Origin of the sequence: Alkalihalobacillus sp. MEB130 (assembly GCF_032335535.1) — a bacterium.
Taxonomy (GTDB): Bacteria; Bacillota; Bacilli; order Bacillales; family Bacillaceae_D; genus Halalkalibacter.
This window is the reverse complement of the sequence record NZ_JAOANA010000015.1, coordinates 58,524-79,144: the sequence shown is the minus strand read 5'-3', so window position 1 is coordinate 79,144 and position 20,621 is coordinate 58,524. Positions and strand designations below refer to the sequence as shown.

The window sequence follows — 20,621 nt, the reverse complement described above, 5'->3', positions numbered from 1 at the left end:
TTGCTTATAAAAGGAATGGTGTCGTTCAGTACGCTGGTTGAGAGGAGGTATTCAGCTTCTCTGAAAGTCTTAAGAAGATGTAGCGATTCGGTTCATTATGTATGGGTATTCTAAAGGTAAAATCACACCTTTTAGGATATCCTTTTTCGTTTACGGACATCGTGCTCTATAGTAAGATAAATATTTAAAACAAAAGAACAAGGAGAAACTATAAATATATGAAACTGAAACTAGTCTCATGGAATGTAAATGGCATACGGGCTTGCGTCACGAAAGGATTTTTGGATTTTTTTCATGCAGTGAATGCTGACATTTTTTGTTTGCAAGAAACGAAATGCCAGGCAGACCAAATTACGTTGCAACTCGACGGGTACTATCAATATTGGAATTCGGCAGAAAGAAAAGGGTATTCGGGTACAGCGATTTTTTCAAAAGTCAAACCGCTTTCTGTTCATTTTGGATTACATGAACACTTTGAAGAAAAAGAAGGGAGAGTCATCACATTAGAATTTGAAGATTTCTATATAGTCAATGTGTATACTCCTAATTCAAAAAGGGATCTTTCTCGTCTTCCTTATCGTCTTGATTGGGAGAAGCAAATTCGCCTTTATTTACAAACGCTAGAAGAGAAGAAACCTGTTATTTTGTGTGGAGATTTAAATGTAGCTCATCAAGAGGTCGATTTAAAAAATCCGAGAACCAATCAAAAAAATTCAGGATTCACAGTCGAAGAACGAGGAGAAATGTCGGCACTGTTACAAGCTGGATTTGTTGACTCTTTCCGTTTTAAATATCCAGACAAAACCGAGTCGTACACATGGTGGTCCTATATGAATAAAGTACGTGAGCGAAACATTGGGTGGAGAATTGATTATTTCCTTGTGTCCAATCAATTAAAGGAAAAGATAGTGGAATCAACGATCCATCATACTGTTTTTGGGAGTGATCATTGTCCGATTGGTCTGGAGCTTAACATGTAAGTAAAATGGAAAAAAGGGTGTCCCATAAAATAAAACATAGGGACACCCTTTTCATTTAAACAGATGCTTTGGCAAGGACAAATTTTTCGATTACTTTTGCGACACCATCGTTCATATTCGTGTCCGTAACATAGTCCGCAATTTCTTTAATGTCATCAGGTGCATTTCCCATTGCTACTCCGAGCCCAGCAAATTCAATCATTGCTTGATCATTATAGCTATCACCCATTGCAATGACTTCTTCTTGTTTAATGCCGAGAGTCTTAATAAGAGAGTCCAAGCTAGAGCCTTTTGTTACACCTTCTTCCAAAAATTCTAAAAAGTATGGCTTGGAACGCATAATACTTAATGATCCAGAAAATTCTTCTTTCAGCTTTTGTTCTACTTTTACTAGTTTTTCTGGGTCTTCACACATCAAAATTTTCACAACAGGTTCGGCGACTGTTTCTATAAAGCTCGAAACGGTTCGAACAGGTAATCCAGTAATTTCACCTTCTCTGTGTGTAAATGGATTCTCTGTTTCGGTTACAATTTCGTCTCCAATGTATGTATGAATAAAAACGCCTTCGTTTTTACTTAATTCATATAAGCGATGAGCTATCTCCGGAGAAAGTGTACTACTAAAAGATTCTTCTCTTGTTTGGCAATTAATGATTTTTGCTCCATTAAAAGAAAGAAGATAGCTTCCGAATTCTTTCAATTGTAAATCATCGGCAACATCGTTCATTCCGTAAGTGGGACGTCCAGAAGCTAGCACCACTTTTACCCCTTGTTTTTGTGCATTCATTAGGGCTTGTTTGGTTCGCTCAGAAATGGTGTGGTCATCACGAAGCAATGTGTCATCTAAGTCTAGAACAATCATTTTGTATGTCATGTGTGGCTTCCTTTCTTTAGTAAGAGGATATAAAGTAACTATAAATGAAAAGAAAGAAAGAGACTAGTCTATTTCGAACATTCGCTTAATGTAAACGTTTTATATTCAAGCTAGAGGTTGTCAGTGGATGAAGGGACATGTAAGCTAATTTCTATAGGAACTAGTAAATGTCGAGTTAGTTAAGATGAACTCATGTGTTTTCATTTAAAAAAGGAGTTGCACGATCCTACTCGCCGCTTCTTATCAAGCAAGGTTGCAGGTATTCGTACAAGCTCCCACTGTCGGTAACAAGGCTACGATATGTTGAATGTCTCATGACCCATGACTGAGTCCTTCATTATTGAAATCGAGTAAAAATTACATCGAACTACGTTCTAAAGCGTTATCCCAGTTTGGGAAATAATGCAAAGCACTTCTCATTAACTCAGGATGAGATTTCTTTACTTTTTTCTTGTTAAGGCTCTCACCAGCTGCACTTAGTTGTTGAATTTCAGAAAGAACTTGTTCTGCACTCATATTTACTTCCATATCGTAACCTCCTAAATAGATTTATTACAATATTCACCTTATAATTAAAATTTATACATTTGTTTATTTTGCTTCTTTACATATAACGACAAAATTGGTTATGTATGTAAGAACTTACTATTTACATGAACTGGAGGAGTAATGATGAAAAAAGGAATCGTGCTTTCATTAAATACGGGACGAACGAAGAATCTCGCAGAAACAAGAGAAAAGGAAGTATTGTCTGCTATTAACAAACAATCTGTTGGGGATGAAGTCTTATTTTTATCATCTACTCACATTGGAGGAGATGAACAAGCTGATTTAATTAATCATGGAGGGGAAGATAAAGCCGTTTGTGTTTATCCGCATGAGCATTATTCGTATTGGAACGAAAAGCTCGGACTGGATCTCCCGTTTGGTGCATTTGGCGAAAACATTACGATTGAAGGTATAGCAGAAGCTGATGCTTTTATCGGAGATACATTTCAATGGGGAGAAGCTGTTGTTCAAGTTAGTCAACCAAGAAGGCCTTGTTTTAAGGTAGCGAAGCGACACGGAATTAAGAAATTTCCATTGTTTATACAAGAGACTGGATATTCAGGCTATTATTTACGTGTGCTACAAGAAGGAAATGTTTCTGCTTGTGATTCGCTTTTATTATTAGAGCGCCGTACAGATGTGAGCGTTGAATCTGTAAATAAAATTACATATCAGGATAAACATAATCCATTAGCAATTCAAATGCTACTTCAACTACCGCAATTATCAAAGGCATGGAAAGAGTCCCTTTAAACTTGAAGTTACTTTTCAATAAAAAGAAAATGTAAGGGTTTCTCTTACATTTTCTTTAAATTATTATTAATTTCAAGTACCGTAATAAAGAGAGAAGTTGAATACTTGTAACAGAAGTACTTTTTGTTACACCTATAATTATTAGACAGTGTTCCTTTCTATTAGCGAAACCCCCATCTCTTTATAGGTAATCTCATCTTGAATGGATTGGATAAAAAGGTGCTTGCCCATCTCCACTAAAGGGATTTCCATTGTTGTAATGCCCATGACCTTTGAGATGGGGTCATTATCAAAGCCCATAATCGCTAGTTCATGTGGAATGACAATATTATTATTTTGGCAATAGGTTGCTATTCCGGCAGCTACTTGATCACTTGTTACAAGCAAAGCAGCCGGAGGCTCTTTCATCTCCTTCATTTGTTTCATTACTTTTTCCCCGTCTTGCAAAAATAAGCATTGATCAAATATATAATCGTGACGATAGGGAAGCTGGTTCTTGGTTAGAAAATCTCGGTAAGCATTTGCTCGGTTTATACTATTGGACCCTTGTTTTCTCCCTATACAATAACCAATTTTCTCATGACCCTTATTATATAAATGAGTTAATGCTGTCTCGAAGCTTGTATAATGATCAACAAAGGTAGAGGAAAAAGGGTGTTGTCTTGTATCTTCACAAAAGACTATTTTTCCATACTCTAAGTAGCTGTAAGTGGTTGACCAAGAACAGATTCGAGAACAAATAATGAGTGCATCAATTTGCTTATGTTTTAACATGTCTAACGCCTTAATTTCTCTTTCCTCCTCGTAGTTCGTTTGAATAAGGACGAGGGAATAGTTGTTTTTAACTGCTTCTTGAGCAATCCCGTCAAGCAATAAACCAAAATAAGGATGATTAGAATAAGGAAGAACGACTCCGATCAAATGGGTTTTTCCTGTACTCAGATGAACAGCATTTATGTTTTTTTGATAATTGCTTTGTTTCACGGCTTCCCAAACCGCTTCTCTCTTTTCCTTGCTTACATAGGGGTGATGATTTAATACACGTGATACGGTAGTAACAGACACGTTTGCCATTTTAGCAAGGTCTTTAATATTGGCCATTTTTCTCACCTTCATTTCTCGATAAGTGAATCTTGCATTTATTGTATAGGATGAAACGCATTTCATGTCAACGTAAATATACCTTGCTATGAAACGCGTTTCATCTTTTAAAGTGGAGAAGTGAAATTCCTTGATTTTATGTGTAAGATAAGTAAGTGTAGAACTTGAAACTTATAAGGGTAGGAGTTGGATTGTAACTATGACAGAGAAAAGCATTATATTCTTCGATATTGATGGGACACTGTTAGATCATGATAAAAAATTGCCACTAACAGCTAAAGAGGCGATTTTCTCATTAAAAGACCTTGGGCATGAGGTCGCGATTGCAACTGGTCGTGCTCCATTTATGTTTGCCGATTTGCGTGAAGAACTGGAGATTGATACATTTGTTAGTTATAACGGGCAATATGTTGTCTTGAACGGACAAGTGCTGTACAAAAATCCATTGGATCAAGAAGCATTGCATTCATTAACGGAGCTAGCACTAAAAAATGACCACCCAATTGTATTTATGGATCATGAAGACATGAAAGCGAATGTCGCTCATCATGATTATATTGTTGAAAGTATGGAGTCGTTAAAAATTGCACAGTTCCCAAGTCACGACCCACTTTATCATGAGGACCGAGATATTTATCAGTCTTTATTATTCCTTCAAGATCAAGAAGAGACGATTTACGAGGAAGAATATAAGCAATTTGACTTCATTCGTTGGCATCCACTATCAATTGATGTTATTCCAGCAGGTGGATCGAAGGCAATTGGGATTGATAAAATCACTACAGAACTTGGTATCCATAAAGGAAATCAGTATGCATTTGGAGATGGATTAAACGATATCGAAATGTTAAGGCAAATCACCAATAGCGTGGCAATGGGGAATGCTCATCCGTCAGCTAAACAAGCTGCTGCGTTTGTAACGAGTTCGGTTGATGAAGATGGGATTTTACAAGGCTTAAAGAAAGTTGGTTTACTAAAATAACTAGTTTAGAGCTGCTCGGGATGGATATCTCGGCAGCTCTTTTCTTGTCAAGAAAAATAGCCAGGCACCTATAGTTAGAAGAATGAATAACTCTGTAGAGAAGAATTGTCTAGATTAGGAGGACGAGATTGTGCAAATTCATGTTGTCTCAGCTGGCGAATCGCTCTGGAGTATAGCTCAAACGTATGGTGTACCGTTTCAAAGTATTACGGATGTTAATCAACTTCCAAACCCGGATCAATTAGTAATTGGGCAGGCTCTGTTAATTCCCGTAGCAGGGCGATTACACTGGGTAGAGCCAGGAGAAAATTTATGGACGATTAGCCAAAGATACGACGTTTCGGTAGAAGAGTTAGTCAATACAAATCAAATTGAGTACCCAGAAAATATTCCTGTTGGATTTAGGTTGCTCATTCCAACCGATTACCGACAACGACCAGCTGTAGATGTAGGTGCGTATGTTGATTTAGGAATAACTGGAGCCGAATCCCCTCAGTATGTAGATGAAGTAGGACAATATTTAACGTATGTACAAATTTTTAGTTACGAATTAAATGCAGATGGAACATTAACGCCTATTGATGACCAAGCAATTATCAATACCGCTTATGCAAATCGAGTTGTGCCACTAATGGTCATCACGAATCTTGAAGAAGGGGCATTTAGTACGGAGTTAGTAACAACTGTTCTTCAAAGCGAAGAGTTACAAAATCGATTATTAGATGAATCGATTGCGATTATGGAAGAGAAAGGGTATCTAGGGTTAGATTTTGATTTAGAATATTTGGGTGCCCAAAACAGAGAAGCTTATAATGAGCTAATGAGAAAGGCAAAAGTGAGGCTTGATGAAAGAGGTTATTTCCTTTCAAGTGCATTAGCACCTCAAGTAGAACCAGGAATGACAGGTGTATTGTATGAAGGACATGATTACGCTGCTCATGGTGAGATTGCCGACTTTGTTTTCTTAATGACATATGAATGGGGATGGACGGGAGGACCGCCTATGGCAGTTGCACCTATTAGTCAGGTGAGAAGAGTCATTGAATATGCAGCTTCCGTTATGCCGAATGACAAAATTATGATGGGGATTCCTCTTTATGGTTATGATTGGACACTGCCATTTGTTGAAGGAGAGACTAGAGCTAGAGCGATTGATCACCAAGAAGCGATTTCTTTAGCGGCTACTTACAACGCAAATATCGAATACGATGAGGTTGCCCAATCTCCATTTTTTAATTATGTTGATGAAAATGGAGTAGAGCACGAAGTTTGGTTCGAAGACGCTAGGAGCATGCAAGCCAAATTTGATCTGGTGAAGGAATTTGGCTTACGTGGATTTTATTACTGGGTACTAGGATGGGAGTTTCCGCAAAATTGGGTATTAATAGAAGATAATTTTGTTGTGAACAAACGTGTGTAACTATTAGTTTTGAGTATGTGAAGGAGTGCCAAAAGGTTCTAAATGTTTCCTTTTAGCACTCCTTAAGTATGTTTTTAATTGACAAAAATAACCAAGCCCCTTACTATTTTCATTGTAAACCTAATAATTATTTTGGTTTACAATATCGATACAATGGGGGATTTCGATGAATCAGTGGATGGAGATTGCGGAGCGAGTGTTAAACAACGAGGATGTAACGGATAATGAAGCGTTTTCGATATTAGATTGTCCAGATGATGAAATACTACTGTTAATGCATGCTGCTTTTGAGATTAGAAAGCATTACTATGGTAAAAAAGTCAAATTGAACATGATTATGAATGCAAAGTCAGGACTTTGCCCAGAGAATTGTGGGTATTGTTCACAATCGTCTATTTCCAAGGCTGCCATTGATAGCTATCGTATGGTTGATAAAGAGACTCTTTTAAAAGGGGCGAAACGTGCATATGGTCTTAATGTCGGAACCTATTGCATCGTAGCGAGCGGGAGAGGACCTGCGAATAGAGAAATAGATCAAGTAGCTGATGCGGTAGCTGAAATAAAAGAGAAGTATGGATTAAAGATCTGTGCCTGTCTAGGTTTATTAAAACCAGAGCAAGCAGCTAGGTTAAAGCAAGCTGGTGTCGATCGTTATAATCATAATATTAATACATCTGAAGCAAATCATTCACAAATCACTACCTCTCATACATACGAAGATCGGGTCAATACGGTTGAGATGGCAAAGGATTCTGGAATGTCTCCTTGTTCTGGTGTCATTATTGGCATGAGAGAATCTGTAGAAGATGTTATTACAATGGCACGTAGTTTAAAAGCACTTGACGCTGATTCAATTCCTGTTAATTTCTTACACGCGATTGAAGGGACTCCGCTAGAAGGGGTGAATGAATTACATCCACTTTATTGTTTAAAGGTGTTGGCCTTGTTCCGTTTTATTAATCCAACAAAAGAAATTCGTATTTCAGGGGGAAGAGAGGTGAACCTTCGTTCATTGCAGCCGCTAGGCTTATATGCTGCAAATTCAATCTTTATTGGAGACTATTTAACGACTGCTGGTCAAGAGGAAACAGTCGATCATAAAATGATCACAGATCTTGGGTTTGAAATAGAAACAGTTGAAGAAATGAATGTATTTGGTGCCTAAGCAACCATCATTTTGTGATACTATAAGTTCTAATAGGTTGCAATTTATAAAGCAGGTGAAGAAATGGAGCCCATTATTTTATTTGATGGAGATTGTCGTTTTTGTGATCGGAGTGTCCAATTTATTATTAAAAGAGATAAAAAGGGCGTTTTTAAGTTTGCCTCATTACAAAGTGACATTGGCCAGCGATTGCTTGCACAATATGGTGTATCGGACCATGTAAATAGTTTGGTTTTGTTGCAGGATGATTTTTATTATTTGAAGTCCACAGCAGCTTTAAAAATAACCCATCGCTTACGTTGGCCTTGGAACTTGTTCGTTATCTTACGTTTGGTTCCAGCTTTTTTGAGAAATAAAACATATGACGTGATAGCGAACAACCGGTACCATTGGTTTGGAACAAACGATCACTGCAGGATTCCACCACCACATATTAGAAGAAGGTTTTTAGATTAATTTTGACGCTTCACTTAATACATTGGGGTGTTCTAAAGGTCGAGCAGATCTTCGGAACATCCTTTTCCAATTCATTTACATTTATTTTATGATCTCTTACATTTTTTTACTACTCATTGCTTATTATAAAGATACACTTTATAGCAAATGAGGTTTTCTTATGCATCTTGCTCTTTCATCCATCCTTTTTTTTATGAATCTACGGAGAAAACATTATAGAAATCTAAATAAGTTTCTGCCAAGTATACTATATGTCATGTTCTTTAACTCTCTTTATTATTATTTCTTTAAGCATTTTCTTCTATGGGAGGTTAGATCCACTTTTGTGAAGGTGAAATTCCTTAGAGCATTATATATTTTCTTTGTTTTGCCCAATATAATTCTTTTGTATTTGTCTGAATTTCCAAGTCGTTTTCTTCAGCAAATCATCTATTTAGTAAAGTGGATTACATTGTCTTCAGCTATTGAATACTTTTTGTTTAAAAAAACAAAGGCTCTTTCTTTCCATCATAAATGGTCAATGGGTTGGTCGATTTGTATTTATGTAAAAATGTATCTTTTTAGTTATTTGTTATTAAAGAAGCCAGGGATGATTATGTCTCTTTCTATCACGTCAACGCTTTGTTTTCTTTACCTCTTTAAGCCTCCTATGAGCAAAGGTTTTTTGGAGGGCCCTCTTTTAAAAGCGATAAAAAGAGCTTTTCCGCGAAAGGAAAGAAAAAAGTGTTTTTTATTAAGGATAGGGGAATAACTTAGGTTGGAATTATGTTCATAAATTTCATTCATAATTACAATGAAACGTAACAAACTAGACGTAATTACTATGGAAATGAGTTGTGCTAATATGAATAAGAAAAGGAATCAATTAGCTTTTGGTTTGCTAAGTGTGGTTCATTGTTCACTATTGATATTTACTTTTTTGAAGAAAAGAAATCGGAAAGAGTTAGTCATGTTATTATTTTCAAACATCTCATTTGCGTACTGGTTTGAATATGTTGTCTTAAATGTGTTTAATGCTTACACGTATAGGCCTAATTTCCTAAAGTCAAAAAGGTTGGATAATATTTTTGGTGCGATTTTGTCGCAAGCGATCTTTATTCCTTTTACTTCCTTATTCCTAAGTGCTTTTCAAAAAAAGTGGGCAATGAAATTTCTTGTGACTCTTTATTTTGTTGGAGTGGAGATGCTTTTCCTACGCTTAAAAATATACAAAACAAATTGGTGGAACCCGCTTTTTACCAGTTTAGCTATCCCAGTTCATTTTTACCTAAGTGATGTATGGTACAAGCACATTAAGAAGGGTACCTCCTTTGTTTTAAGCGTATCTCTTTTTAATATGATGTTGGTTACTTGTGTAAATTTATTATTCTTACTAGTTGTTTTTAGGAAATTCAAGTTTGGGGTTGGGAAAGTTCATTCATGGTACGAGCATTTTCTTATTGCTCCTTTATACTCCATCGTGTTTAGCGTTTTCACCGTGAAGACGTTAAAATTAGGCGATACGTTTTCTAAGGTGAAAGTTCTGGTTTTCTTACAAGGTCTAGATTTTCTTTTGAGGCGTTTTCATGTTGTGAAAGTCAATTTTAAATACCGCGTTTCCCCTATCTTCTTCCATATTTTCGCCATTTGTTTGGCGACGGTTTATAAGCGCATAGTGACTGACGTAGAGGCAGCTAGTAAGGACAAATAGTCTAGCTAGCTTCTTTTTTATGGAAGATTAGTTAAAAAGGTAGAATATTGTCATATTATATGGGTAAATATGTTAATATGGTCCTAGAAGAAAACCATATGCTTGCCATTTTAATAGCTTTTTAGATCTTTTTAGAAATAAGCTTTTTCTCTGGTAAAAGGAAAAGGTGAGGGTTTATGAAAAATAAGAATAAGCAAAAAAAGAAAAAGAATCATCTTACGTTTCGATTGAACGTTCTCTTTTTTGTCGTTTTTATTATGTTTTCTGCTTTAATTCTTCGTTTAGGTTTTGTGCAAATTGTTGAGGGAGAGACGTTTGTTAATGAACTTGCTTCTTCAACCAATACGACAGCAAGGATTGATGCGCCAAGGGGCCTTATGTATGATCGGTATGGTCAGGTCGTAGTCGATAATCAATTAGAGCTATCGGTCACTTATACGAATCCATCAAGGACAACGAGTGCACAAACAATGCTTGGAATTGCAGAAAATTTAGAGCCGATGATTGAAATGGAGTCAGATCGAGTCACAGCTAGGGATAAAAGAGATTATATTCTTCTAACTATGACAGAGGAAGAACGTTATGAGCTTGTGACAAGAGAAGAGAGACGCGAGCTTGATGGCGTTTCTGCTGAATATCAAGTAGAACTCGAACGTATTACAGATGAGCAAATTGATTCTTTAACGGATCAACAACTTCAAGTTGCGGCCATCTTTCGAGAAATGTCACGTGGATATGCCAATTCTCCCCAGCGAATTAAGCAGCGTATTTCAGTAGAAGAATCTCATGTTATTAGTGAGAATCTAGACATGTTGCCTGGCATTGATATTTTACGAGATTCTACTAGAACGTTTCCGTATGGAGATGCGTTTCGTAGCTTTTTCGGTACAACAAGACAAATACCAAGTGAACGAGTAGATTATTATTTATCGCGTGGCTATGACCGTTCAGATATCGTAGGTACTAGCTTTATAGAACAGCAATATGAAGAAGTGTTACGCGGCCAAAAAGCTGTAGTAGAAAGTATTACGAAGCGTCAAGGTTCACAAATGGTTGAAAGTGAAGTGAATGAACGGTTAGGTCAACGAGGGAATGACTTAGTACTAACGTTAGATATGGAGCTTCAGCAAAGGCTTGAAGACATTATTGATAATGAAATGCGAAAATCAGGAAATTCTTTTATTTTGGATCGTTCTGCTTATGCAGTGCTAATGGACCCGCGGACAGGGGATATATTAGCTATGGCCGGATTCTTGGATGAAGCTGGAAAGGACGAGGATTCCTATGCTGACCATACCGGAACAGTGAACAAGGCATTTGAAATGGGGTCATCAGTAAAAGCAGCATCTGTTTTAACTGGGTTCCATTCAGGGGTTGCTTCTCCGGGTACTCGGTTTAATGATCGCCCTATTTATTTGCCGAATACTCCTCCGAAGCGATCTTGGAATACTAGTGGCTTTGGTTGGATTGATGATCGACGTGCTTTAGAACAATCCTCCAATGTGTACATGTTTGAGATTGGAATGAGAATGGCCAATTGTTATTACCGAGCTCCAAATGCAAGTTGTGGTTGGTCGACAGGACCAGGTGGTTCCATTGAGCGTGCTTATCAAGAAGTTCGAAATAATTTTAGTCAGTTTGGTTTAGGCTCTGAAACGGGAATTGATCTTCCTAGATATTCATCTGGTTTGATTGGAGGAAGTGAAAGTGGAGGAAACCTTCTTGATTTAATGATTGGTCAATATGATAACTATACGACACTTCAATTAGCACAATACATTGCCACTATTGCTAATGATGGGTACAGAATGGAGCCGCGCGTTGTTAGAGAAATTCGCGAACCATCTACAAGCGAAGATGAGCAAGGTGTAGTAATCCAGAAATTTGAACCGACGATCTTGAACCGAGTTGAGATGAGTGATGCTCATATAAGTAGGGTACAACAAGGTCTTCGTGATGTAATGACTCGTGGGACGGCACGTGGACTCTTTGCTAATGCTTCTTACCAGCCGGCAGGAAAAACGGGAACGGCTCAGGTGAAAGTTGCCGTAGGTCAAGGAGATAACAGGCGTGTGGTAGATGGAAATACACAATCGTTAGTCGGATATGCGCCATTCAATAATCCTGAAATTGCCTTTGCTGTCGTTGTTCCCGACGTTAAGCTTGGAAGCAATGGTGGACGACAAGGAATTGCGCAAGAAATCTCAAAATCGGCGTTAGAAGCCTACTTTGAGCTAAAAGATAAACGTAATGGAGCTACTCCGGTTGATGAACCAGTATTAGAAGAAATTCATATCGATTAAGGAAAAGAGGTTGACTTATAAAGAGTTGATCCCAGTCACGGTTGTATGTCTATCAAAGACTCATCCGAATGCTATTGGGGTCAAAAGCTTTTTAAGTCACCCTCTTTCTTTCCATTTACGAATGCCATTTATTTAGATGTACGGGTTTAAATTGTTCCATCTTTCTCAATAATTCTTTTGGACAATCTGAAATTATTAGATTTTGTAAGAAATCAGCTTTTAAAAAACCTTCTTGTGCCATGTGTTCAAGCAAAGAGAGAAGCTTGTTATAAAACCCATTTGGGTTCAATATGCCAATTGGCTTTTGGTGATAACCAATTTGCTGCCAAGTTAAAGATTCTGCTAATTCTTCAATCGTCCCAATGCCTCCCGGTAAGGCAATAAAGCCATCTGCCAATTCATACATTTTCGCTTTTCGTTGGTGCATATCATCAACGATGAGTAAATCTGTAAGCTCTAAATGTTGGACGTTTTCATGAATTTTCTTCGGAATGACTCCAACAACCTCTCCGTTTCGCTCAAGTACATAACGAGCCAATTCGCCCATTAGTCCATTATTGCCACCTCCGTATACAAGGTTTATTTGTTTTTCTACCAATGTTTGGGCAAAATTATGTACTTCCTGAACGTAAGTAGGACTTGTCCCAAAGCTTGAACCACAAAATACACAAATATTTTTAAACATCCACATTCCACCTATCTGTTTAGTCTACATATGAATACTAATAGATAGAAGAGAATTTGTACATTATGCCAAACAAACTGTTGCAATTTATATGTAGGGGGAAATTAGGCGTAAAAGGTCGAATAAATATATACAGTTATTCAGAGTAGGAGGAATATGAAGATGGGACGAGTTGTTTCTTTAAAAAATGTTTCTTGGCAAAGAGAAGGAAACATGATTTTACATAATCTTTCTTGGGATGTGTCTCCTGGAGAGCATTGGGTTATTTTAGGGCTCAATGGGTCAGGTAAGACTTCAATATTGCGGCTACTAACGGGTTATCAGTGGGCGTCAAAAGGTCAAATTCACGTGCTGAATCAAAAATTTGGGCAGACGAATTTGCCAGAGTTAAGAAAATCAATTGGTTGGGTTAGTGCAGCGGTAGATGAGCAATTTGCGGCAAGAGGAACAGATTCAGCAATTGAAGTGGTGCTAAGTGGCAAACATGCTTCAATTGGATTGTATGAAGAAATGACAGAAATGGATTTAGCAAGGGCACAACAATTATTAGATGAACTGAAAATGGGGAATTTAGCGGAGCGGGCATTTCGAAGTCTTTCACAAGGAGAAAAACGGAAAGTGATCATTGCTCGAGCATTGATGTCAGATCCGAAAATTTTAATTTTAGACGAACCTTGTAACGGTTTAGACTTGCTTTCTAGAGAACAATTGCTAGAGACCATTCAGGCATTAGCTACATCGGAAGGAGGGCCGACTCTTCTATATGTTACTCATCATATTGAAGAAGTCGTTCCGGCTATTTCACATGCGTTATTGCTTAACAACGGTTCAATCGTTGCCAAAGGGGATAAGCGTTCCACCTTAACAGAGGAATATTTTGAGAAGACCTTTCAACTTCCTGTGTCTCTGATCTGGGAGAATGAGCGTTTATGGGTAAGAGTGAAATCATAATTAACGTTGATTGTAGGATTTTTCTCAAGTATTCATTTATGGTGCAGAGATCTTGTGGTGACCTATTTTTATTGATTCTTTTTCTTTCATTTGGTTTACTGTTTATAGTGATGTAGAAAAGAGGGATTACTATGACAAAAGATTATCAAGCAGATGATTGGATTACATATCTTGAGCTAGAAGCGCATCCAGAAGGTGGTTATTTTAAACGTTCGTTTCGTTCAACGGAAAAAGTACCTGGAAAAGATCGGGTTCTTTATACAAGCATATACTTTTTGCTTCGTTCTGGCGAAGTTTCTCATCTTCACCGTTTGAAGTCAGATGAACTATGGTATTTTCATGCAGGTAGTTCATTGACGGTTCATATTATTCACGAAAATGGGGAGTATGAAGAAGCTCGTCTTGGTTTGAATTTAGAGAAAGGAGAAGTGCCACAAGTAGTCGTTCCAAAAAATGCAATTTTTGGATCTTCTTTATCAGAAGGCGGATCCTTTTCTCTTGTTGGTTGTATGGTCTCACCAGGTTTTGAGTATGAAGACTTTGAACTTTTCACACAGAAAGAGTTGCTCGAGCTATACCCACAGCATCAGGAAATGATAAAAAAACTTGCATATGTTACATTGCCAGAAATGGATTAATCGTTTCTGACACTATGTAAGAAGGGAGGGAGCGCAATCGAGCATCAAGTATTACATGAAGATCGAGTGGAAATTGTGCTGAAGCAGGTGTTTTCACTTGCTAGTCAATATATTCGTTTAAATTCATTTGCATTAGCATTAAACAGTAACTCTCGCACATCTGTTCAAGAAGTGTATAATCGGAAAGATGAGTATGTAAAAATGGGAGATGGCCTTCCTTTGCCAAGAGAGGTTCTATGTAAAGGTGAGGACCCTGTGATTATTGATAGTACGTCTAGAGATATCAAGATTCACCTTGCTGATGGATTTATTAGCTTTATTGGAGTACCAGTCGTTTTACAAGATGGATCTGTTTACGGTACGTTGTGCGCACTTGATAAAGTACCTTACTCTTTTTCGGATGAAGATGTTTCGTTAATGAAAACGATGGCTTTTTTTGTGAGTTATATGCTAGATCGGAATACGCTAGAAGAACAACTTGAACAGAGTATACGTGTTGATATGTTAACGCATTTGCCTAATAAAGTTAGGTTTTCGGAATGTTTAACAGAGTGGCATCTTGAGGCCAAAAGGGAGAAGCAATCGTATTCGGTTCTAGTTATGAACGTTAAGCGCGTCAAGGAATTGCATGAATTACTTGGGTATCAGGCTAGTGAGGATTTGTTATTACAAGTATCAAAGCGTCTGTTACAGTTAGCTCCTGATGGAGCTGAACTATTTAAGTTAGAAGGAGACGAATTTGCTTTTCTCGTTCGGAGTGAAAAAGGACTACATGTAGCTCAATTGGTCGAAGATATTTATATGACTTTTGATAAAGCTTTCTATTTAAATGAAAGTGATATTTATATAGGAATTAACGTTGGGGTTGGCCGTTTTCCTGAGGATGGAAACGATATAGATTCTGTCTTGCTGAAGTCCTATGATGCGTTAGCAAGAGTGAGCCAAAGAGGTAGATCTCTTTTTTCTTCGTCTTCTACGCTAGATAGTTTTGAACATTTTAAAATGGAAGCGGAGTTAAGAAAAGCGTTGCAGCGTAGTGAATTGACTTTATTTTATCAACCTCAGTATGATCTTCTATCAGAGAATTTAGTAGGGTTAGAAGCGCTGATTCGTTGGTTTCATCCAGTTAAGGGACTTGTTCCTCCAGATCAATTTATTCCGATGGCAGAAGAATCCGAGGTTATTCATCAAATTGGAGAGTGGGTGCTTTTTACGGCATGTACTCAGGCAAAGGAATGGCTTGACCACGGTGTTGAGTGTGGAATGATCTCAGTGAATCTTTCGTCGAAACAGTTTTTGGACAAACAGTTAATTAACAAAGTGAAATGGATTTTGCAGGAAACAAGTCTCCCTCCAACCTATTTAAATCTTGAAATAACAGAGAGTATGGCAATGGATGTTCATCATGCAATGGAACAATTAAACGCGTTGAAACAGCTAGGAGTTATGATTAGCATTGATGACTTTGGAAAGGGCTATAGCTCGTTTAGCTATCTTTATAACTTTCCAATTGATAAAGTGAAGATTGACAAATCGTTTATCGAAACTGATAAACCATTGGCCATTCCTCAAGCGATTATTTCCATGGTGCATCATTTAGGGATGGGGGTTGTTGCTGAAGGAGTGGAAACAAAAGAGCAAGTTGAGTTTTTGAAACAGCATCACTGTGATGAAGCACAGGGCTATTATTTTAGCAAACCTTTATCGGTAGAATCTCTTGAAAAAGAGATCTTTCATATAGGGTAGCTTCTCGTTTATGGACAGATTTTTTAATATAAAGAAGCAGAGGGACAGCATAGGGTTCCAATTTGGACACCTAGCTGACTAACCTCTGCTATTTTACCATGTGTGGGCTAAGGGTGTGATCTTATTTACTTTAGAATTGTGAACCGCCTAATTGTTGTTCAGCCATTTGAACAAGGCGTTTTGTAATTTCGCCACCAACTGAACCGTTGGCGCGAGAGGTTGAATCAGCGCCAAGTTGAACACCAAATTCTTGCGCAATCTCGTACTTCATGTTGTCCAAAGCTTGTTCTACTCCAGGAACTAGTAGTTGATTTGAATTGTTGTTGCTTGCCATGATTAATCACCTCTTTCGTTGATATGGTTGTAGTATGTGAGTTTGAAAGTGTGCTATGCACGAGAGTGGAAAGAAATGCTTTCCAATTAGAGACGATCAACTGATTTCAAGTACTCAATGGCAATATAATGATCACTTTGAGCTCTTACTTTCACTTTTTTAGAATGCCAGTCAATCCGGTCGATCGTTCCAATCAGTTCGTGAAATTGACCATCTTCCCAATAAGTAATTTGAACGGCTAACTCATGCTTAAGTGAATCAAGGACAACCGTTCCTATCTCTTCTAATTCTTGTTCATCTAATTCAGGCTTTGCCACCTTTCTTTTTTGTTGTTTTTGTTGCATGAGTGCTTCTTTATGCTCAGGTAAAAACATTCTGCTACTTTCCCATAATACATTTGCACGTTGCAAAGGCTGCTCATTCATCTATAATGTCCTCCTATCTTTTTGGCCCGTTCAAAAGCCTGGCCGGCTGTCGTCAAAGATGAAGCTCGAATAAGAGCGGTGGTGCCATATCTTTCTTTGATGCCATCCATTACATAGCCAAGATCGAGTTTTTTGTCTTTGCCTGTGTCAAACAAACTAAGTTGCCGTTCATCGTCACGACATAACTTTGTTAAACTAACAGCTAGTCGTCGTATTGGAAGATGATCCCAAAATTTCAGAAAGAGCTGTTCAGCCATATGAAAGACATCTAGCGCATAGTTCGTTGGCTCATGCAAGGTGGCTTGACGATGGAAACCACTTCGAATTTCATAGCTAGCTCCACTGACACTTACAGTTACCGTTTGACCCATTACGTTTGATTTACGTGCTCGCATACAAACTTCTTCACAAAGCTCAAGCAAGACAACACGAATTTCAGCAAGCCCTATGTAATCACGAGGAAGGGTCATTCCATGTCCGATTGCTTTTTGCCGATCATGAGACGCTGTTGTCACAGGAGAAAAGTCTTCTCCGTTGGCGGTCATGGAAAGAACATGACCGTTAATACCCCATTTATCTTTTAATCGTTTTAAGGGGACGGTAGCAAGCTGTCCAATCGTTCGGATTCCCATATTTCGTAAGTGACTAGCCATTTTTCCACCCACACCAAACATCTTCTCAACTGGAAGCTGCCACAATGTTTGATCTAATTCTTCCTTTTTAAGCCAAAAGATTCCAGAATCGTTTTTTTTAGAAAAATGATCACAAGCCATTTTTGCCAGTACTTTATTTTCACCAATCCCAATTCGTGCTCGAACTTTTGTTTTTTCCCAGATTTGTCGTTGGATTTCTTGAGCCATTTCTAGTGGTGGCCCAAATAATGTCTGGCTACCTGTTACATCCATGAATTGCTCATCAATGGAAAAGGGTTCGACCAAATCGGTATATTGTTCTAATATATTTGTAATCTCAACTGAAATTGTGATATAGTCTTGCATCTTTGGAGGTACAACAATTAAATTAAGGCACTTTTGCTCAGCTTCCCATAAGCGCTCTCCATTTTTGATGCCACTTTTCTTTGCAAGAGGACAGGCTGCTAAAATGACTCCTGAGCGCCGTTTAGGATCTCCAGAAACAACGAGTGGCTTATGCTCTAAGTGAGGGTACCTTGCTTTTTCAATAGATGCATAGAAAGATTGCATATCAACTAGAAAAATCGTTTTCATCAACATTCACGCTCCGGACGTAAGAACAAGTGTTTGTATATTTATTATATGCGAAAGTATGTTCGATATTCAACATACATTTTGTGCCAAGTGTATAATGAAAAGAGGGAATTGTTGAAAGTGAGAAAGACGTAGGATATGATGGGCGTATAATAGGTTCGGTTTCGTCTATAGGAAGGGGAATGGAAATGAAATATAATGATCAAATGAAAAATAGAGTAAAACGTGTAGAAGGCCAAGTGAAGGCGTTGCTACGCATGATGGAAGAGGAGAAAGATTGTAAGGAGCTAGTTGCTCAAATGTCAGCTGCAAGAAATGCACTAGATCGAACGATTGGTCTTGTTGTGAGCACAAATTTGGAGCAATGTGTGAGGGAACAAATTAACAAAGGTGAAGATACGGAAGAGATGATTCAAGAAGCTGTTAATTTGTTAGTAAAAAGTAGATAGATGAAAAGGAAGTGTGAAGATGCAAAAAAGTCCATGAGTGGTAACGACTGAAGTTGTGTACAACTTAGAAGAAGAAAATATTTTAACCAATGTAAGAAATCGAAACGAAACAGGGATTATTTTGACGTTTGATGATGGACCAAGTAAATATTTGAATGAGTTTCTAGACGTCCTAGAAGAAGAGAATGTAGAGGCGATGTTCTTTTGGCAAACTCGATTGTTACATCATAAAAGACCATGGAACCGAGTCGTTGCAAACGGACATCAGATTGGCGCCCACACTCATCGGCACCCTAACCTTAGCCTGTTGCGATTTGACGATCAGCTGCATGAAATTCAAACGAGCAAAGAAACGATTGAACAGGTTACAGGAAAAGCAGTCCAATATTTTAGACCTCCATTTGGGCAATATAATGAGGAAACATTGGCGATTACGAAACAATTACAGTTAGAAACCGTTATGTGGGATATTGCCTCGTTTGACTGGGAACTCAAACAACATCCTGATCAAATTGTAGAAAATATCATGAATCATGTGCAAGAAGGTTCCATACTTCTTCTTCATGAGCTAGAGCAAACCTTAATTGTTTTACCAATCTTGATTCAAAAGTTAAAAGCAAGCGGGTATCATTTCTCTACGCTCTAACTATTACTTTAAGAAAGAGGGATCCAAAGAAAGGCGATTATGCCAGGGTGGATTCCTCTTTCTTTGTCATAAACCTATACGGATGGGAGAAGCTAAGAAACAATGAAGTTAGGAGGAATGGTTATGTTGAATCGAAATTCCATACTTATCTTTTTTTGTTTGTTAGCTGTCACATGTTCTTCACCGGTATGGGCACAGGAATCAAAACTGCTAGAAGTACCTATTTATATCGACAATGAACCTTTTATAACAAAATACATAATGAGGGATGGCCATTTGCTTGTCCCTGCTCTATTTTTAAAACATACGGGAGTAAAGATGAATTGGAATGAAACTTACCAATCCGTAGTTTTTACTCATAAGGACATCCAATTTGCTCTCCCGGTAGGCAAGGATTACTTAGAGGATTATGGTCGTGCAACAGGAATGTGGAGACGTAAAAGTCTTTCGACGAAAACACTTGAGTTTAATGGGGAAACGTTTGTTCCACTCATAGATGTCGTAAAGAAATTCGGAATGGATGTTGTTTATGATAGCAAAAGAGAGAAAACCTTTATTAAAACAAATATTCCGCCTGCTCCAAATCCAGTTTCTAAAGGGGATGAATCAAAAAAACAAGTCGCTTTAACATTTGATGATGGACCAGATGAATACTATACAGCGAAAATACTGGACATTCTTAAACAAAAAAACGCCCCGGCTACTTTTTTTGTCATGGGCAAACAAATAGAGCAATTTCCTGAGATGATGAAACGCATTGTAAAAGAAGGGCATGGAATAGCCAATCACACCTATAATCATCCAGCTTTGCCAACGGTAATGTCCGAAACGTTAGTGGAAGAGGTCCGATCAACTCAAAAAGAAATGATCAGAACCGTCGGTCGAATGCCGGACTTATTTCGACCTCCATATGGTGCGTTGACAAAATCGGATCGAATAGTGCTAAGTGAAATGGGACTAAGAACAGTCATGTGGTCGGTAGATACCATTGATTGGAGTGGTCAATCTGCAGAAGAAATACTAAGCATTGTCCGGCGGGATATTTCGCCAGGAGGAATTATTCTTCAACATAATTTCCAGTCCGAGGCTCGTCTGTTAGATGGAACGGTGGAGGCGCTTCCACAGATTATTGATGAATTGAGAGCACAAGGATATCAATTTGTCACTGTACAAACTTTATTAGAACATGAATGAAAATAATTTTCAAAAAAGCAGAGATGATCAGTCATCTCTGCTTTTTTGTTCTTC

Annotated in this window: 22 protein-coding genes; 15 read left to right on the top strand and 7 right to left on the bottom strand. The window is 37.9% G+C overall.

Annotated features, from left to right (window positions below; translation table 11 throughout):
- Positions 1–224: 224 nt before the first annotated feature.
- On the top strand, positions 225–980 hold the full coding sequence (locus tag N0O92_RS15545) for an exodeoxyribonuclease III (protein WP_315615620.1): 756 nt from the start codon (positions 225–227) through the stop codon (positions 978–980).
- A 55-nt stretch (positions 981–1,035) separates the two neighbouring features.
- Here the strand turns inward: N0O92_RS15545 and N0O92_RS15540 are convergent, their stop codons facing one another.
- Together N0O92_RS15540 and N0O92_RS15535 are read right to left on the bottom strand one after the other, a co-directional pair.
- A complete protein-coding gene (locus tag N0O92_RS15540) occupies positions 1,036–1,854 on the bottom strand; it encodes a Cof-type HAD-IIB family hydrolase (RefSeq protein WP_315615579.1) in 819 nt (272 codons plus the stop codon).
- A 357-nt stretch (positions 1,855–2,211) separates the two neighbouring features.
- Positions 2,212–2,382, bottom strand: a complete 171-nt coding sequence (locus tag N0O92_RS15535) for a hypothetical protein (protein ID WP_315615578.1) — start codon at positions 2,380–2,382, stop codon at positions 2,212–2,214.
- Between the two features lie 144 nt (positions 2,383–2,526).
- Here N0O92_RS15535 and N0O92_RS15530 point away from each other — a divergent pair, with 144 nt between their 5' ends.
- A complete protein-coding gene (locus N0O92_RS15530) occupies positions 2,527–3,156 on the top strand; it encodes an MOSC domain-containing protein (RefSeq protein WP_315615577.1) in 630 nt (209 codons plus the stop codon).
- 141 nt (positions 3,157–3,297) lie between these two features.
- Here the strand turns inward: N0O92_RS15530 and N0O92_RS15525 are convergent, their stop codons facing one another.
- Complete coding sequence (locus N0O92_RS15525) at positions 3,298–4,257, bottom strand: LacI family DNA-binding transcriptional regulator (RefSeq protein ID WP_315615576.1); 960 nt, start codon at positions 4,255–4,257, stop codon at positions 3,298–3,300.
- Positions 4,258–4,456: 199 nt separating this feature from the next.
- Between N0O92_RS15525 and N0O92_RS15520 the strand changes: the two genes are divergently transcribed.
- From N0O92_RS15520 to N0O92_RS15495, 7 genes are all read left to right on the top strand, one after another.
- The gene (locus tag N0O92_RS15520; protein ID WP_315615575.1) at positions 4,457–5,239 is read left to right on the top strand and encodes a Cof-type HAD-IIB family hydrolase; all 783 of its coding nucleotides are present in this window, start codon (positions 4,457–4,459) and stop codon (positions 5,237–5,239) included.
- A 130-nt stretch (positions 5,240–5,369) separates the two neighbouring features.
- Positions 5,370–6,659 carry a glycosyl hydrolase family 18 protein gene (locus N0O92_RS15515; protein WP_315615574.1) on the top strand — a complete coding sequence of 430 codons (1,290 nt, stop codon included), beginning with the start codon at positions 5,370–5,372 and terminating at the stop codon, positions 6,657–6,659.
- Between the two features lie 166 nt (positions 6,660–6,825).
- Entirely contained in the window at positions 6,826–7,824 is a 999-nt protein-coding gene (bioB, locus tag N0O92_RS15510; RefSeq protein ID WP_315615573.1) for a biotin synthase BioB, read from the top strand.
- A gap of 63 nt (positions 7,825–7,887) precedes the next feature.
- Positions 7,888–8,280: a thiol-disulfide oxidoreductase DCC family protein gene (locus N0O92_RS15505; RefSeq protein WP_315615572.1), complete on the top strand. Its 393-nt coding sequence runs from the start codon at positions 7,888–7,890 to the stop codon at positions 8,278–8,280.
- Positions 8,281–8,440: 160 nt separating this feature from the next.
- The gene (locus tag N0O92_RS23845; protein ID WP_396334531.1) at positions 8,441–9,031 is read left to right on the top strand and encodes a CBO0543 family protein; all 591 of its coding nucleotides are present in this window, start codon (positions 8,441–8,443) and stop codon (positions 9,029–9,031) included.
- 93 nt (positions 9,032–9,124) lie between these two features.
- Complete coding sequence (locus N0O92_RS15500) at positions 9,125–9,970, top strand: hypothetical protein (protein WP_315615571.1); 846 nt, start codon at positions 9,125–9,127, stop codon at positions 9,968–9,970.
- A gap of 176 nt (positions 9,971–10,146) precedes the next feature.
- A complete protein-coding gene (locus N0O92_RS15495; RefSeq protein WP_315615570.1) occupies positions 10,147–12,273 on the top strand; it encodes a peptidoglycan D,D-transpeptidase FtsI family protein in 2,127 nt (708 codons plus the stop codon).
- A 115-nt stretch (positions 12,274–12,388) separates the two neighbouring features.
- On the opposite strand, the gene N0O92_RS15490 is transcribed toward N0O92_RS15495, so the two are convergent.
- Positions 12,389–12,958 carry an LOG family protein gene (locus tag N0O92_RS15490; RefSeq protein WP_315615569.1) on the bottom strand — a complete coding sequence of 190 codons (570 nt, stop codon included), beginning with the start codon at positions 12,956–12,958 and terminating at the stop codon, positions 12,389–12,391.
- Positions 12,959–13,120: 162 nt separating this feature from the next.
- Here N0O92_RS15490 and N0O92_RS15485 point away from each other — a divergent pair, with 162 nt between their 5' ends.
- From N0O92_RS15485 to N0O92_RS15475, 3 genes are all read left to right on the top strand, one after another.
- Positions 13,121–13,909: an ABC transporter ATP-binding protein gene (locus N0O92_RS15485; RefSeq protein WP_315615568.1), complete on the top strand. Its 789-nt coding sequence runs from the start codon at positions 13,121–13,123 to the stop codon at positions 13,907–13,909.
- Between the two features lie 131 nt (positions 13,910–14,040).
- Positions 14,041–14,547 carry a cupin domain-containing protein gene (locus N0O92_RS15480; protein WP_315615567.1) on the top strand — a complete coding sequence of 169 codons (507 nt, stop codon included), beginning with the start codon at positions 14,041–14,043 and terminating at the stop codon, positions 14,545–14,547.
- A gap of 66 nt (positions 14,548–14,613) precedes the next feature.
- Entirely contained in the window at positions 14,614–16,293 is a 1,680-nt protein-coding gene (locus N0O92_RS15475) for a GGDEF domain-containing protein (protein ID WP_315615566.1), read from the top strand.
- 130 nt (positions 16,294–16,423) lie between these two features.
- On the opposite strand, the gene N0O92_RS15470 is transcribed toward N0O92_RS15475, so the two are convergent.
- From N0O92_RS15470 to N0O92_RS15460, 3 genes are all read right to left on the bottom strand, one after another.
- Complete coding sequence (locus N0O92_RS15470; RefSeq protein ID WP_315615565.1) at positions 16,424–16,627, bottom strand: alpha/beta-type small acid-soluble spore protein; 204 nt, start codon at positions 16,625–16,627, stop codon at positions 16,424–16,426.
- An 86-nt stretch (positions 16,628–16,713) separates the two neighbouring features.
- On the bottom strand, positions 16,714–17,052 hold the full coding sequence (locus N0O92_RS15465; RefSeq protein WP_315615564.1) for a YolD-like family protein: 339 nt from the start codon (positions 17,050–17,052) through the stop codon (positions 16,714–16,716).
- Complete coding sequence (locus N0O92_RS15460) at positions 17,049–18,284, bottom strand: DNA polymerase IV (protein WP_315615563.1); 1,236 nt, start codon at positions 18,282–18,284, stop codon at positions 17,049–17,051. Before N0O92_RS15460 ends, N0O92_RS15465 begins: the two co-directional genes overlap by 4 nt.
- A gap of 182 nt (positions 18,285–18,466) precedes the next feature.
- Here N0O92_RS15460 and N0O92_RS15455 point away from each other — a divergent pair, with 182 nt between their 5' ends.
- From N0O92_RS15455 to N0O92_RS15445, 3 genes are all read left to right on the top strand, one after another.
- Positions 18,467–18,727: a metal-sensitive transcriptional regulator gene (locus tag N0O92_RS15455; RefSeq protein ID WP_315615562.1), complete on the top strand. Its 261-nt coding sequence runs from the start codon at positions 18,467–18,469 to the stop codon at positions 18,725–18,727.
- Between the two features lie 37 nt (positions 18,728–18,764).
- Positions 18,765–19,373, top strand: a complete 609-nt coding sequence (locus N0O92_RS15450; protein WP_315615561.1) for a polysaccharide deacetylase family protein — start codon at positions 18,765–18,767, stop codon at positions 19,371–19,373.
- Positions 19,374–19,496: 123 nt separating this feature from the next.
- Positions 19,497–20,567, top strand: coding sequence for a polysaccharide deacetylase family protein (locus N0O92_RS15445; RefSeq protein ID WP_315615560.1), 1,071 nt, complete (start codon positions 19,497–19,499; stop codon positions 20,565–20,567).
- The last annotated feature ends 54 nt before the right edge of the window (positions 20,568–20,621 follow it).